General features: G+C 56.0%; 27 protein-coding genes. All 27 read right to left on the bottom strand.

Annotated elements, in window-relative coordinates; genetic code table 11:
* Positions 1-12: 12 nt before the first annotated feature.
* The gene (locus B7O88_RS15720; protein ID WP_088277379.1) at positions 13-1,014 is read right to left on the bottom strand and encodes a DNA-directed RNA polymerase subunit alpha; all 1,002 of its coding nucleotides are present in this window, start codon (positions 1,012-1,014) and stop codon (positions 13-15) included.
* 27 nt (positions 1,015-1,041) lie between these two features.
* Positions 1,042-1,662: a 30S ribosomal protein S4 gene (gene rpsD / locus B7O88_RS15715; RefSeq protein WP_088277377.1), complete on the bottom strand. Its 621-nt coding sequence runs from the start codon at positions 1,660-1,662 to the stop codon at positions 1,042-1,044.
* A gap of 15 nt (positions 1,663-1,677) precedes the next feature.
* On the bottom strand, positions 1,678-2,067 hold the full coding sequence (gene rpsK / locus B7O88_RS15710) for a 30S ribosomal protein S11 (RefSeq protein ID WP_083728622.1): 390 nt from the start codon (positions 2,065-2,067) through the stop codon (positions 1,678-1,680).
* A 20-nt stretch (positions 2,068-2,087) separates the two neighbouring features.
* Positions 2,088-2,444, bottom strand: a complete 357-nt coding sequence (rpsM, locus tag B7O88_RS15705; RefSeq protein WP_088277375.1) for a 30S ribosomal protein S13 — start codon at positions 2,442-2,444, stop codon at positions 2,088-2,090.
* 160 nt (positions 2,445-2,604) lie between these two features.
* Positions 2,605-2,721 (bottom strand): 50S ribosomal protein L36, encoded by a 117-nt coding sequence (rpmJ, locus tag B7O88_RS15700; RefSeq protein WP_088277373.1) that lies wholly within the window; start codon positions 2,719-2,721, stop codon positions 2,605-2,607.
* Positions 2,722-2,745: 24 nt separating this feature from the next.
* On the bottom strand, positions 2,746-4,074 hold the full coding sequence (gene secY, locus B7O88_RS15695) for a preprotein translocase subunit SecY (RefSeq protein WP_088277371.1): 1,329 nt from the start codon (positions 4,072-4,074) through the stop codon (positions 2,746-2,748).
* The gene (gene rplO / locus B7O88_RS15690) at positions 4,075-4,509 is read right to left on the bottom strand and encodes a 50S ribosomal protein L15 (RefSeq protein ID WP_088277369.1); all 435 of its coding nucleotides are present in this window, start codon (positions 4,507-4,509) and stop codon (positions 4,075-4,077) included.
* A gap of 3 nt (positions 4,510-4,512) precedes the next feature.
* A complete protein-coding gene (gene rpmD, locus B7O88_RS15685; protein WP_088277367.1) occupies positions 4,513-4,695 on the bottom strand; it encodes a 50S ribosomal protein L30 in 183 nt (60 codons plus the stop codon).
* A 6-nt stretch (positions 4,696-4,701) separates the two neighbouring features.
* On the bottom strand, positions 4,702-5,205 hold the full coding sequence (gene rpsE / locus B7O88_RS15680; protein WP_083728626.1) for a 30S ribosomal protein S5: 504 nt from the start codon (positions 5,203-5,205) through the stop codon (positions 4,702-4,704).
* A 10-nt stretch (positions 5,206-5,215) separates the two neighbouring features.
* A complete protein-coding gene (rplR, locus tag B7O88_RS15675) occupies positions 5,216-5,566 on the bottom strand; it encodes a 50S ribosomal protein L18 (RefSeq protein WP_088277365.1) in 351 nt (116 codons plus the stop codon).
* Between the two features lie 10 nt (positions 5,567-5,576).
* Positions 5,577-6,107: a 50S ribosomal protein L6 gene (rplF, locus tag B7O88_RS15670; RefSeq protein WP_088277363.1), complete on the bottom strand. Its 531-nt coding sequence runs from the start codon at positions 6,105-6,107 to the stop codon at positions 5,577-5,579.
* Positions 6,108-6,119: 12 nt separating this feature from the next.
* Positions 6,120-6,512, bottom strand: coding sequence for a 30S ribosomal protein S8 (rpsH, locus tag B7O88_RS15665; protein WP_088277361.1), 393 nt, complete (start codon positions 6,510-6,512; stop codon positions 6,120-6,122).
* Positions 6,513-6,551: 39 nt separating this feature from the next.
* Positions 6,552-6,857 (bottom strand): 30S ribosomal protein S14, encoded by a 306-nt coding sequence (gene rpsN, locus B7O88_RS15660; protein WP_088277359.1) that lies wholly within the window; start codon positions 6,855-6,857, stop codon positions 6,552-6,554.
* A gap of 11 nt (positions 6,858-6,868) precedes the next feature.
* Positions 6,869-7,405 carry a 50S ribosomal protein L5 gene (gene rplE / locus B7O88_RS15655; RefSeq protein WP_088277357.1) on the bottom strand — a complete coding sequence of 179 codons (537 nt, stop codon included), beginning with the start codon at positions 7,403-7,405 and terminating at the stop codon, positions 6,869-6,871.
* 17 nt (positions 7,406-7,422) lie between these two features.
* On the bottom strand, positions 7,423-7,737 hold the full coding sequence (gene rplX / locus B7O88_RS15650) for a 50S ribosomal protein L24 (RefSeq protein WP_088277355.1): 315 nt from the start codon (positions 7,735-7,737) through the stop codon (positions 7,423-7,425).
* Positions 7,738-7,748: 11 nt separating this feature from the next.
* Positions 7,749-8,117 carry a 50S ribosomal protein L14 gene (rplN, locus tag B7O88_RS15645; RefSeq protein ID WP_088277353.1) on the bottom strand — a complete coding sequence of 123 codons (369 nt, stop codon included), beginning with the start codon at positions 8,115-8,117 and terminating at the stop codon, positions 7,749-7,751.
* A 42-nt stretch (positions 8,118-8,159) separates the two neighbouring features.
* Positions 8,160-8,423: a 30S ribosomal protein S17 gene (gene rpsQ / locus B7O88_RS15640; protein WP_088277351.1), complete on the bottom strand. Its 264-nt coding sequence runs from the start codon at positions 8,421-8,423 to the stop codon at positions 8,160-8,162.
* Positions 8,424-8,425: 2 nt separating this feature from the next.
* Entirely contained in the window at positions 8,426-8,617 is a 192-nt protein-coding gene (rpmC, locus tag B7O88_RS15635; protein ID WP_083728635.1) for a 50S ribosomal protein L29, read from the bottom strand.
* Complete coding sequence (rplP, locus tag B7O88_RS15630; RefSeq protein WP_088277349.1) at positions 8,617-9,030, bottom strand: 50S ribosomal protein L16; 414 nt, start codon at positions 9,028-9,030, stop codon at positions 8,617-8,619. The genes rpmC and rplP overlap by 1 nt, the downstream gene beginning before the upstream one ends.
* 11 nt (positions 9,031-9,041) lie before the next feature.
* Positions 9,042-9,722 (bottom strand): 30S ribosomal protein S3, encoded by a 681-nt coding sequence (gene rpsC, locus B7O88_RS15625; RefSeq protein ID WP_088277347.1) that lies wholly within the window; start codon positions 9,720-9,722, stop codon positions 9,042-9,044.
* Positions 9,723-9,733: 11 nt separating this feature from the next.
* Positions 9,734-10,066, bottom strand: coding sequence for a 50S ribosomal protein L22 (gene rplV / locus B7O88_RS15620; protein WP_088277345.1), 333 nt, complete (start codon positions 10,064-10,066; stop codon positions 9,734-9,736).
* Positions 10,067-10,077: 11 nt separating this feature from the next.
* Positions 10,078-10,353, bottom strand: coding sequence for a 30S ribosomal protein S19 (rpsS, locus tag B7O88_RS15615; RefSeq protein WP_088277343.1), 276 nt, complete (start codon positions 10,351-10,353; stop codon positions 10,078-10,080).
* A 17-nt stretch (positions 10,354-10,370) separates the two neighbouring features.
* Positions 10,371-11,195 (bottom strand): 50S ribosomal protein L2, encoded by an 825-nt coding sequence (gene rplB, locus B7O88_RS15610; protein ID WP_088277341.1) that lies wholly within the window; start codon positions 11,193-11,195, stop codon positions 10,371-10,373.
* A gap of 14 nt (positions 11,196-11,209) precedes the next feature.
* Complete coding sequence (gene rplW / locus B7O88_RS15605) at positions 11,210-11,506, bottom strand: 50S ribosomal protein L23 (protein ID WP_088277339.1); 297 nt, start codon at positions 11,504-11,506, stop codon at positions 11,210-11,212.
* A complete protein-coding gene (gene rplD / locus B7O88_RS15600; RefSeq protein ID WP_088277337.1) occupies positions 11,503-12,105 on the bottom strand; it encodes a 50S ribosomal protein L4 in 603 nt (200 codons plus the stop codon). The genes rplW and rplD overlap by 4 nt, the downstream gene beginning before the upstream one ends.
* A 12-nt stretch (positions 12,106-12,117) precedes the next feature.
* Entirely contained in the window at positions 12,118-12,756 is a 639-nt protein-coding gene (rplC, locus tag B7O88_RS15595; protein ID WP_088277336.1) for a 50S ribosomal protein L3, read from the bottom strand.
* Positions 12,757-12,847: 91 nt separating this feature from the next.
* Positions 12,848-13,159 carry a 30S ribosomal protein S10 gene (gene rpsJ / locus B7O88_RS15590; RefSeq protein WP_044501102.1) on the bottom strand — a complete coding sequence of 104 codons (312 nt, stop codon included), beginning with the start codon at positions 13,157-13,159 and terminating at the stop codon, positions 12,848-12,850.
* Positions 13,160-13,316 lie beyond the last annotated feature (157 nt).

Raw genomic sequence — 13,316 nt, 5'->3', positions numbered from 1 at the left:
GTGTCGAGACGATCAGGCCGAAACCTTATCGTCCTTCTTCAAGCTTGCAGGCGGCCAGTTGTCCAGACGCATACCCAGAGACAGACCACGAGAGGCCAGAACGTCTTTGATCTCGGTCAGAGACTTCTTGCCCAGGTTCGGGGTCTTCAGCAGCTCTACTTCGGTACGCTGGATCAGATCGCCAATGTAATAGATATTTTCGGCCTTCAGGCAGTTGGCCGAACGGACAGTCAGCTCAAGATCGTCCACCGGGCGCAGCAGGATCGGGTCAATCTCGTCTTCCTGCTGCTCCACCACCGGCTCCTGGTCACCCTTCAGGTCCACGAAGGCAGCCAGTTGCTGCTGGAGGATGGTTGCAGCGCGACGAATCGCCTCTTCCGGGTCCAGAGTGCCGTTGGTCTCGAGATCGATGACCAGCTTGTCCAAGTTAGTACGCTGCTCGACACGCGCACTCTCCACCACATACGCAACGCGGCGTACGGGAGTGTAGGTGGCGTCCAGCTGCAGACGACCGATAGAGCGGGTCTCGTCCTCATCGGACTGACGCGCATCGGCCGGCTCGTAACCACGACCACGAGCTACAGTGAGCTTCATGTTCAGTTCGCCATTGTCGGACAGCGTGGCAATCACGTGATCCGGGTTGACGATTTCGACTTCGTGGTCCAGCTGAATGTCAGCGGCAGTAACAACGCCCGGGCCTTTCTTGGAAAGGTTCAGGGTTACCTGGTCGCGACCGTGCATGATGATCGCCAACCCTTTCAGGTTGAGCAGGATCTCGATGACGTCTTCCTGAACGCCTTCGATGGCGCTGTACTCGTGCAACACGCCGTCGATTTCGGCCTCTACCACGGCGCAGCCGGGCATGGACGAGAGCAGAATGCGACGAAGCGCATTGCCCAGGGTGTGACCGAAACCACGCTCCAGCGGCTCAAGAGTAATCTTGGCACGTGTGGGCGAAGTTTCCTGAACGTCAATGTGACGCGGTGTTAGAAACTCGGTAACCGAACTCTGCATGTGGGGCACCTTTATGCTGTCTGTCGCTTACTTGGAGTACAGCTCGACGATCAGGTTTTCGTTGATGTCGGCGTACAGGTCGCTGCGTGCAGGCAGGGCTTTGAAAACGCCTTCTTTCTTGCCAGCGTCTACTTCAACCCACTCCGCACCACCGCGCTGAGCAGCCTGCTCCAGAGCGCTGTTGATGCGCAGCTGGTTTTTGGCCTTTTCACGGACAGCAACTACGTCACCCGGGGAAACCAGGTAAGACGCGATATTGACAGTCTTGCCGTTGACACTGATGGACTTGTGGGATACCAGCTGGCGTGCTTCAGCGCGAGTAGCACCGAAACCCATGCGGTAAACGACGTTGTCCAGACGACGCTCGAGCAGTTGCAGCAGGTTCTCACCGGTAGCGCCCTTCAGACGGGCTGCTTCCTTGTAATAGTTGCGGAACTGACGCTCAAGAACGCCATACATACGACGGACTTTCTGCTTCTCGCGCAGCTGAGTACCATATTCCGAAAGACGACCGCGGCGCTGACCGTGAACACCCGGAGGGGTTTCCAGTTTGCACTTGGAGTCGAGAGCGCGCACGCCGCTTTTCAGGAACAGGTCAGTACCTTCGCGACGAGACAGCTTGCACTTGGGACCAATATAACGAGCCATTTTACCGTCTCCTGATTAAACGCGACGCTTCTTGGGCGGGCGGCAGCCGTTGTGGGGAATAGGGGTGACATCGGTGATGCTGCTGATCTTGTAACCACAAGAATTCAGTGCACGAACTGCCGACTCACGACCTGGGCCGGGGCCTTTAACGCAAACGTCGAGGTTCTTCAGGCCATACTCAAGAGCAGCCTGACCGGCGCGCTCGGCAGCTACCTGGGCAGCAAACGGAGTGCTCTTACGGGAACCACGGAAGCCGGAGCCGCCGGAAGTTGCCCAGCTCAGGGCGTTACCCTGACGGTCAGTGATGGTGATGATGGTGTTATTGAAAGACGCGTGGATGTGGGCGACCCCATCAACGACCGTCTTTTTTACTTTTTTACGTACACGAGCAGCTGGCTTAGCCATATCTGTAGATTCCCTCGCAATTACTTACGGATCGGCTTGCGCGGACCCTTACGGGTACGGGCATTGGTCTTGGTGCGCTGACCGCGGACCGGCAGGCCACGACGGTGACGCAGGCCACGATAGCAGCCGAGATCCATGAGGCGCTTGACGTTCATGTTGATCGCGCGGCGCAGATCGCCTTCGGTGTTGCTCTTGGCGACTTCATTGCGCAGGGTATCAATCTGCTCTTCGCTCAGATCCTTGATTTTGACACTGGGCTCAATGCCAGTGGCGGCACAGATCTGTTGTGCCTTGGTCTGACCAATACCAAAGATATAGGTCAGAGAGATAACAGTGTGCTTGTTATCCGGGATGTTGACGCCTGCAATACGGGCCATCCAATTTACTCCGTCTGACAGCTACCTGACTCAACCCAAAGAGGTTGCTCGAAAAAGGGTGCAGTAGGGTAGCGCTAACAAAAATAAAATTCAACCACCTGGCCAAAATTTGGCCAGGTGGCGGTTATCCTGAGACGTAGTCTTAATTCAGAACCGGGAATTAACCCTGGCGCTGCTTATGACGGGGCTCAGCACTGCAGATTACACGTACGCAACCGTTGCGACGGATAACCTTGCAGTTACGGCAAAGCTTCTTGACTGATGCTGCAACTTTCATAGCCGACTCCTATAACCCGAAGACTCAGCGGAGCATGCCGCTGCCGTAACCTTTCAGGTTAGATTTCTTCAAAAGAGACTCGTACTGCTGAGAAACGAGGTGCGATTGTACTTGGGACATGAAGTCCATAACAACCACAACAACGATCAGCAGCGATGTCCCACCCAGATAGAAGGGCACATTCGCCGACACCACCAGGAACTGCGGCAACAAGCAGACAGCGGTCATATACAGGGCCCCGAACAGGGTGAGGCGAGTCAGAACGCTATCGATGTAGCGAGCGGACTGCTCACCGGGACGAATACCCGGAATGAACGCGCCGGACTTCTTGAGGTTTTCCGCAACATCCTTCGGATTGAACATCAAGGCTGTGTAGAAGAAGCAGAAGAAAATAATCCCTGCACTAAACAGAATGATATTCAGCGGCTTACCCGGTCCAATGGCCTGAGCCAGGGTTTGCAGCCATTCCATGTTGTCACCCTGGGCGAACCAGGTACCCAGCGAGGCCGGGAACAACAGGATACTGCTGGCAAAGATCGCCGGGATCACACCTGCCATGTTGACCTTGAGAGGCAAATGGCTGGTCTGCGCGGCGAATACCTTGCGACCTTGCTGACGCTTGGCGTAGTTGACCGTAATTCTGCGCTGGCCACGCTCGACGAAGACGACGAACGCAATCATGGCGATAGCCACCAGGCCAACACCAATCAGCGCGAATATGTTGATGGTACCCAGACGGGCACCTTCGAAGGACTGTCCAATGGCTGCCGGCAAACCGGCAACAATGCCGGCGAAAATCAGCATCGAGATACCGTTACCGATACCTCGCTCGGTGATCTGCTCACCGAGCCACATCATGAACATTGCGCCAGCAACAAAGGTAGTAACAGCCACAAAATAGAAGCTGAACCCTGTGTCAAACGCAACGCCCTGACTGGCCAGACCAACGGACATACCGATGGCTTGTATAAAAGCCAGCACCAGCGTCAGATAACGCGTGTACTGACTGATCTTCCGGCGTCCGGACTCCCCTTCCTTCTTCAACTGCTCAAGCGACGGGGTCACCGCCGTCATCAGCTGCATGATGATGGATGCAGAGATGTACGGCATGATGCCCAGAGCGAAGATACTCATTCGCTCCAGGGCACCGCCGGAGAACATGTTGAACAGGCTAAGGATCGTCTCTGAATTCTGATTGAACAGATCGGCCAGACGATCAGGGTTTATCCCGGGAACCGGAATATGCGCCCCGATACGGTAAACGATGATCGCGAGGAACAGGAAGCGCAGGCGCCCCCAGAGTTCACTCAAGCCACCTTGATTCATTCCAGAAAGAGCGCCTTGCTTAGCCATTTAGTCCTCGATCTTGCCACCAGCTGCTTCGATCGCTGCACGAGCACCTTTAGTGACGGCCAGACCTTTGACGGTAACCGCTTTGGTTACGTCGCCGGACAGGACGATCTTGGCTCGTACAAACTTGTTGCCAATTACGTTGGCATCTTTCAGCGCCTGCAGGTCAATGACCTCAGCGTCAACAGCGTTCAGTTCGCTGGTGCGAATTTCAGCAGTGACCATAGCCAGTTTGGAAGTAAAACCAAACTTCGGCAGACGACGGTGCAGCGGCTGCTGACCACCCTCGAAACCGGGGGCAACGGTGCCACCGGAACGCGAGGTCAGACCCTTGTGACCGCGGCCAGCGGTCTTACCCAGACCGCTACCGATACCACGACCGACGCGCAGCTTTTCACGGCGTGCACCCGGCGCGGAACGCAGATCATTCAGTTTCATGTCTTATTCCTCTACCCGAACCATGTAGGAGACCTTGTTGATCATCCCACGAACCGACGGAGTGTCTTCGACTTCGACGGTGTGGCCGATGCGGCGCAGACCCAGACCCTTAACGCAGGCCTGGTGCTTCGGCAGACGACCAGCGACGCTCTTGAACAGAGTCACCTTGATTTTTGCGTTTGCCATGTCCGCTTACCCCGTGATGTCTTCAACGGTCTTGCCGCGCTTGGCCGCTACAGACTCGGGAGACTGCATCGACTTCAGACCCTTGTAGGTAGCCTGAACGACGTTAACCGGGTTGGTGGAACCGTAACACTTGGCCAGTACGTTGTGTACACCAGCCGCTTCCAGGACGGCGCGCATTGCACCACCGGCGATAACACCGGTACCTTCGGACGCCGGCTGCATGAACACCTTGGAGGCGCCGTGAGCTGCACGAACGGGGTACTGCAGGGTGGTACCATCCAGATCAACCTGGATCATGTTACGACGTGCCGCTTCCATCGCCTTCTGGATGGCGGCAGGCACTTCACGTGCCTTGCCGCGACCGAAACCAACGCGACCCTTGCCGTCACCGACAACAGTCAGCGCTGTGAAAGCGAAGATACGGCCGCCTTTTACTACTTTGGCGACGCGGTTCACCTGAACCAGCTTCTCGATGTAACCTTCGTCGCGCTTTTGATCGAAATTAGCCATAACTCTACCCTTAGAATTCCAGCCCGCCTTCACGAGCGGCGTCGGCCAGCGCTTTTACGCGACCATGGTACTTGAAGCCGGAACGGTCGAAGGCGACCTGAGTTACACCGGCGGCCTTGGCTCGCTCAGCAACCAGCAGACCTACCTTCTTGGCCGCTTCAATGTTACCGGTAGAACCGGCACGCAATTCAGCATCCAGAGTGGAGGCGCTGGCCAGCACTTGGCTGCCATCTGCCGAGATAACCTGTGCGTACATGTGCTGCGAAGAGCGGTACACGCAGAGACGAACGGCTTCCAGTTCGCGCAACTTCAGGCGCGTACGGCGAGCGCGACGGAGACGAATAACTTTTTTATCGCTCATTTGCTATGCCCTACTTCTTCTTGGCTTCTTTACGACGCACTACCTCATCGGAGTAGCGTACACCCTTGCCCTTATAGGGCTCCGGACGACGGAAATCACGAATTTCCGCTGCTACTTGACCAACCAGCTGCTTGTCGATGCCTTTGATGATAATGTCAGTCTGGCTGGGGGTTTCAACAGAAACACCCTCAGGCAGCTGGTAGTCGATCGGGTGCGAGTAACCCAGTGCCAGGTTGAGAACCTGACCCTTGGCCTGCGCCTTGTAACCAACACCAACCAGCTGGAGCTTGCGCTCAAAGCCCTGGCTGACGCCAATGACCATATTGTTGACCAGGGCGCGGGTAGTACCGGCCATGGCCATGTTCAGGCTGCCGGCGCGCGCTGCGAAACGCAGCTCACCGTCTTCCTGAACAACTTCAACAGTCGGATGCAGGTTCAGACTAAGAGCGCCCTTGGCACCCTTGATCGACAGTTCCTGACCGTTCAGTTTTGCTTCTACACCCTGCGGCAGTTTGACAGGGTTCTTAGCGACGCGAGACATCGTGACCCCCTATCAGAATACGGTGCAGAGAACTTCGCCGCCGATACCGGCAGCGCGAGCAGCGCGATCAGTCATCACACCTTTATTGGTGGAGACGATGGAAACGCCCAGACCACCCTTGACCTTCGGAAGCTGGTCAACGGCTTTGTACTGGCGCAGGCCGGGACGGCTTACGCGCTTGAGCTCTTCAATTACCGGCTTGCCTTCGAAGTACTTGAGTTCGATAGACAGAGTGGGCTTGACGTCGCCAACTACTTCGTAGCTAGCAACGTAGCCTTCTTCCTTAAGTACCTTGGCGACAGCCACCTTCAGCTTTGCCGAAGGCATGCTGACGCTGGACTTCTCAGCCATCTGGGCATTACGGATACGGGTCAGCATATCTGCCAACGGGTCCTGCATACTCATGGGCTATGTGCTCCTGAAACTGAGTAATAAAAGTCTGGTTTACCAGCTGGCCTTGACCAGGCCGGGCACATCGCCGCGCATTGCTGCTTCACGCAGCTTGATGCGGCTCAGTCCAAACTTGCGGTATACGCCGTGCGGACGACCGGTAACGCGGCAGCGGTTACGCTGACGGACCGGGCTGGAGTCGCGCGGCAGCTTCTGCAGGGCAACTTGAGCTGCCCAGCGATCTTCAACGGAAGCGTTTACGTTACCGATGGTGTCCTTGAGAGCTGCGCGTTTTGCAGCAAACTTGGCAACCAGGCGGGCGCGCTTGGCTTCACGGTTCTTCATACTGACTTTTGCCATTGTCCTGACTCCTAGTTACGGAACGGGAAGTTGAACGCGCGCAGCAGCGCACGACCTTCGTCGTCGGTTCGCGCAGTAGTAGTCAAGGTGATGTCCAGACCACGCAGGGCATCGATCTTGTCGTAATCGATTTCCGGGAAAATGATCTGTTCCTTGACGCCCATGCTGTAGTTGCCACGACCGTCAAAGGACTTGGCATTCAGGCCACGGAAGTCACGAACGCGCGGCAGGGAAATCGACAGCAGACGATCCAGGAATTCGTACATCTGCTCGCGGCGCAGGGTAACCTTTACGCCGATCGGCCAGCCGTCACGAATCTTGAAGCCTGCAATGGATTTGCGAGCATAGGTCACGATGCCCTTACGGCCGGTGATCTTCTCGAGGTCAGCCAGTGCGTTTTCGATGACTTTTTTGTCACCAACAGCTTCGCCAAGACCCATGTTCAGGGTGATCTTGGTGATTTTCGGCACTTCCATCGCATTCAGACCCAGTTCGGCCTGGAGTTTCGGAGCGATGGTAGTGCGATAGGTTTCTTTCAATCTCGCCATGGTAAGCACCTAGATTCTCAAGCGTCGACAGCTTTTTGGGTCGACTTGAAAATACGAACCTTCTTACCGTCTTCGACCTTGAAGCCGACGCGATCGGCCTTGTTGGTCTCGGGGTTGAAGATTGCCACGTTGGAGACGTGGATCGGCGCCTCCTTCTCAACAATACCGCCCTGCGCACCAGCCATCGGGTTCGGCTTGGTGTGGCGCTTGATAATGTTGACACCGGAAACCAGCAGGCGGGCATCGTCACCAACTTTCAGGACTTTGCCGCGCTTGCCCTTGTCTTTACCGGCAATGACGATTACGTCGTCGTCGCGTTTGATCTTTTGCATGACCGGGCTCCTTACAGCACTTCGGGCGCGAGGGAAACGATCTTCATGAACTGCTCGTTACGCAGCTCACGAGTCACCGGCCCAAAGATGCGGGTACCGATCGGCTCATTCTTGTTGTTGAGCAGAACGGCAGCGTTGCCATCGAAACGGATCAGCGAACCGTCTGTACGGCGTACACCGTGACGGGTACGCACGATGACCGCGTTGAGCACCTGGCCTTTCTTTACTTTGCCGCGCGGAATCGCTTCCTTCACGGTCACTTTGATGATATCGCCAATGCCGGCGTAGCGACGGTGAGAACCGCCCAGAACCTTGATACACATAACACGACGTGCACCACTGTTGTCAGCCACATCCAGCATGGATTGAGTCTGAATCATAACTTTCTCCGACCCTTAAATAATCCGCTAAGTTGCGCGGGCTTAAACTTGCGCCGCGCGCTCGTCGATCTGAACCAGGGACCAGCTCTTGGTTTTGGCCAAGGGACGGGTCTCACGAATGGTCACCAGATCGCCGATGCGGCATTCGTTGTTCTCGTCGTGCGCCTTGAGCTTGGTAGAGCGCGTCACGTACTTGCCGTACAGTGGGTGCTTTTCCTGACGCTCGATGAGCACAGTGATGGTTTTATCCATCTTGTTACTGACAACACGGCCAGTAACGGTACGAACTGTTTTGTTCTCGGCCATGATCAGTTACCACCTTTCTGATTGAGCACGGTCTTGACGCGAGCGATGTCGCGCTTTACCTGGTTCAGCAGATGCGTTTGACCGAGCTGACCGGTTGCTTTCTGCATGCGCAGGTTGAACTGATCGCGCAGCAGGGTGAGCAGCTGTTCATTCAGCTGCTCAGCAGATTTTTCACGAAGTTCTGTCGCTTTCATTACATCACCGTCCGCTTAACAAAGGTGGTAGCGAGAGGCAGCTTGGCTGCGGCCAGTGCGAATGCTTCGCGAGCCAGCTCTTCGGAAACACCTTCAATCTCGTAAAGGACCTTACCCGGACGAATCTGGGCCACCCAGTACTCGACGTTACCCTTACCTTTACCCATACGTACTTCAAGAGGCTTCTTGGAGATGGGCTTGTCCGGGAAAACCCGGATCCAGATTTTACCGCCACGCTTAACGTGACGAGTCAGGGCGCGACGAGCCGCTTCGATCTGACGTGCAGTCAGACGACCACGACTTACGGCTTTGAGAGCGAACTCACCGAAGCTCACCTTGCTACCACGATGCGCCAGACCACGGTTGTGGCCGGTCATCTGCTTGCGGAACTTCGTACGCTTAGGTTGTAACATGTGCGTACCCCTTACTTAGCAGCTTTTTTCTTGGCCGCGACGGCTTTGGTTTCTTCCTGGAGACCACCAATGATCTCACCTTTGAAGATCCAAACCTTCACACCGATCACACCGTAGGTGGTGTGGGCTTCAGCCGTCGCGTAGTCAATGTCGGCACGCAGGGTGTGCAGCGGCACACGACCTTCGCGATACCATTCGGTACGGGCGATCTCGGCGCCGCCAAGACGGCCGCTAACCTGGATCTTGATACCCTTTGCACCAATTCGCATGGCGTTCTGTACGGCGCGCTTCATGGCGCGACGGAACATCACACGACGCTCGAGCTGCTGAGCAACGCTTTGTGCAACCAGGGCACCGTCAAGTTCCGGCTTGCGGATCTCTTCGATGTTGATGTGCACCGGCACGCCCATTTGGCTGGTCAGTTCCTGACGCAGCTTCTCAACGTCCTCACCCTTTTTGCCAATCACGATGCCCGGACGAGCAGTGTGAATGGTGATGCGGGCAGTCTGAGCCGGACGCTGGATATCAACGCGGCTGACAGAGGCACTTTTCAGTTTGTCCTGAATGTACGCACGTACCTTCAGGTCAGTGTTCAGATAGTCTGCGTAGTTGCGACCGTCTGCGTACCACACCGAAGTGTGTTCTTTAACGATACCGAGGCGAATGCCTACCGGATGTACTTTCTGACCCATTTGATCGACTCCTACTTGTCAGCAACCTTGACCGTGATGTGGCAAGACCGCTTGACGATGCGATCAGCGCGGCCTTTGGCACGCGGCATGATGCGCTTCAGAGAGCGACCTTCGTTAACAAACACGGTGGAGACCTTGAGGTCATCCACGTCTGCGCCATCGTTATGCTCTGCGTTGGCAATCGCCGACTCGAGCACTTTCTTGATGACGGCAGCGGCCTTCTTGTTGCTGAATGCCAGCAGGTTCAGGGCCTCATCCACCTTCTTTCCGCGGATCTGGTCGGCGACCAAACGCGCTTTCTGGGCAGAGAGTCGGGCGCCCTTATGAGTAGCGGCTACTTCCATCTTCTAACCCCTTAGCGCTTGGCTTTCTTGTCTGCTGCGTGACCACGGTAGGTACGCGTAGCAGAGAATTCGCCCAACTTGTGACCGACCATGTCTTCGGTAACGATAACCGGCACATGCTGACGACCGTTGTGTACAGCGATGGTCAGACCGACCATCTGCGGCAGAATCATCGAACGGCGCGACCAGGTCTTGATCGGCTTACGGTCGTTCTTTTCAACTGCCACTTCGACCTTCTTCAACAGGTGAAGATCGATAAAAGGACCTTTCTTCAGAGAACGCGGCACTGTCGTATCCCCTCTAATTACTTGCTGCGGCGACGGACAATCATCTTGTCAGTGCGCTTGTTGGACCGAGTCTTGGCACCCTTGGTCGGGAAGCCCCACGGGGAAACCGGATGACGACCACCGGAGGTACGACCTTCACCACCACCATGCGGGTGATCTACCGGGTTCATGGCAACACCACGAACAGTCGGACGAACACCGCGCCAGCGCTTGGCACCAGCCTTACCCAGCGAGCGCAGACTGTGCTCACCGTTGGACACTTCACCCAGAGTCGCACGGCATTCGCCAAGGACTTTGCGCATTTCGCCAGAGCGCAGACGAACGGTGACATAGGCACCTTCGCGAGCAACCAGCTGGACAGCGGCACCAGCACTGCGAGCTACCTGAGCGCCTTTACCCGGCTTCAGTTCGATCGCGTGGATGGTGCTACCTACCGGGATATTGCGCAGCGGCAGAGTGTTACCGGCCTTGATCGGCGCATCGGCACCGGAGACCAGTTGATCGCCAGCAACAACGCCTTTCGGGGCGATGATGTAGCGACGCTCACCGTCGGCATACTTCAGCAGAGCAATATGAGCGGTACGATTCGGATCGTACTCGACGCGCTCTACTACAGCGGGGATACCGTCCTTGTTACGACGGAAGTCCACGATGCGGTAGTGCTGCTTGTGACCGCCCCCACGATGACGCGTGGTGATGCGGCCGTTGTTGTTACGACCACCAGACTTGCCTTGCTTCTCTACCAGAGGCGCGTAAGGAGCACCTTTGTGCAGGTCAGCGTTAACGACCTTGACGACGAAGCGGCGGCCAGCGGAAGTAGGTTTACATTTAACAATAGCCATGATGTACCCCTGTCTTATTCAGCGCTGGCGAAGTCGATGTCTTGACCGGGCTGCAGGCTGACATACGCCTTTTTCCAGTCATTACGCTTGCCCAGGCCGCGAACGGTTCGCTTGGTCTTGCCTTTTACATTCAAGGTCGATACAGCCTTGACCTTGACGTTGAACAGTTGCTCAACGGCTTTCTTGATTTCCAGCTTGGTCGCAGTAGTGTCTACTTTGAACACGAACTGGTTGCGGCTGTCAGCCAGCACAGTTGCCTTCTCGGAAACATGCGGGCCAAGCAGTACTTTGAAAATGCGCTCTTGGTTCATCCCAGCATCTCCTCGAACTTCTTAACAGCAGGTACGGTAATCAGCACCTTGTCGTAAGCGATCAGGCTAACCGGGTCAGAACCCTGAACGTCGCGAACGTCGACGTGCGGCAGATTGCGCGCTGCCAGGTACAGGTTCTCATCAACGCCGTCGGTAACGATCAGCACATTCTGCAGATCGAGATCCTTCAGCTTGCCGGCCAGAGCCTTGGTCTTCGGTGCATCAACAGAGAAGCTCTCGACGACAACCAGACGATCCAGGCGTACCAGCTCGGACAGGATGGAGCGCATTGCACCGCGATACATCTTGCGGTTCAGCTTCTGCTCGTGATTTTGCGGACGGGCAGCAAAGGTAGTACCACCGGAGCGCCAGATCGGGCTACGGATAGTACCGGCACGGGCGCGACCGGTGCCCTTCTGACGCCAGGGCTTCTTGCCGCCACCGGAAACGTCGGAACGGTTCTTCTGCTGCTTGGTACCCTGACGAGCACCAGCCATGTAAGCAACAACGGCCTGGTGAACGAGGGTCTCGTTAAACTCGGTAGCAAAGGTCAGATCGGAAACTTCGATCGCATTTGCACCAGCTACATTCAGATTCATGGTAACTCCCCCTTAACCCTTGGCCTTGACCGCCGGGCGAACAACGACGTCGCTGCCGGTAGCGCCAGGCACGGAGCCCTTGATGAGCAGCAGATTGCGCTCAGCGTCTACGCGAACGACCTCGAGAGTCTGGACGGTTACCTGTTCGGCACCCATGTGACCAGACATCTTCTTGCCCTTGAATACACGGCCCGGGGTCTGACACTGACCGATGGAACCGGGTACACGGTGGGATACCGAGTTACCGTGAGTAGCGTCCTGGCCGCGGAAATTCCAGCGCTTGATGGTACCGGCGAAGCCTTTACCCTTGGACTGACCAGTTACATCCACCTTCTGACCGGCTTCGAACAGGGCTACAGTGAGCTCTGCCCCAGCTTCATACTGGGAGCCGTCTTCAATGCGGAATTCGCAGACCTGGCGACCAGCCGCAGTGCTGGCTTTGGCAAAGTGCCCAGCCATCGGCTTGGTAACGCGACTGGCGCGACGCTCACCCACAGTGACCTGAATAGCTTGATAGCCATCAGTTTCCAGGGTTTTAACCTGAGTGACGCGGTTCGGTTCAACTTCTACAACCGTAACCGGAATGGAAACACCATCTTCAGTGAAAATGCGGGTCATACCGCATTTCCGGCCGACTAAACCAATAGTCATTTTGTAAACCTCATGAGTGCACGGGGCTATTACCCGCTATGGCCGCCCAACACAGGGCGTTACACGACCTTTAGCCCCCGTTTTGGGGCTATCAGCCGAGGCTGATCTGAACCTCAACGCCAGCGGCAAGGTCCAGCTTCATCAGCGCATCGACAGTCTTGTCGGTGGGCTGAACGATATCCAGAACCCGTTTATGGGTACGGATTTCATACTGATCGCGCGCGTCTTTATTGACGTGCGGAGAAATCAGTACGGTAAAACGCTCTTTGCGCGTCGGCAAAGGGATCGGACCACGCACCTGAGCCCCAGTACGTTTCGCGGTATCCACGATTTCCTGGGTAGACTGATCGATCAGGCGATGGTCAAAAGCCTTCAACCGAATACGAATCTGTTGGTTCTGCATTTGACCAGAAACTCCAAGTAACTGTTTTCAGGCATACCCAACTGCAGGTACGCCTGTCCAAGGGAGGCGCAATTCTACTGATGCGCACCCCCACTGTCAACCAAAAGACAAAAGCCCCCGCTAGGCGGGGGCTTTGCCTTTCACCTCAGATCATTAT

It is taken from the genome of Halopseudomonas aestusnigri (genome assembly GCF_002197985.1).
In the GTDB taxonomy this organism is placed as follows: Bacteria; Pseudomonadota; Gammaproteobacteria; order Pseudomonadales; family Pseudomonadaceae; genus Halopseudomonas; species Halopseudomonas aestusnigri.
This window is presented reverse-complemented; position numbering and strand designations above follow the sequence as displayed.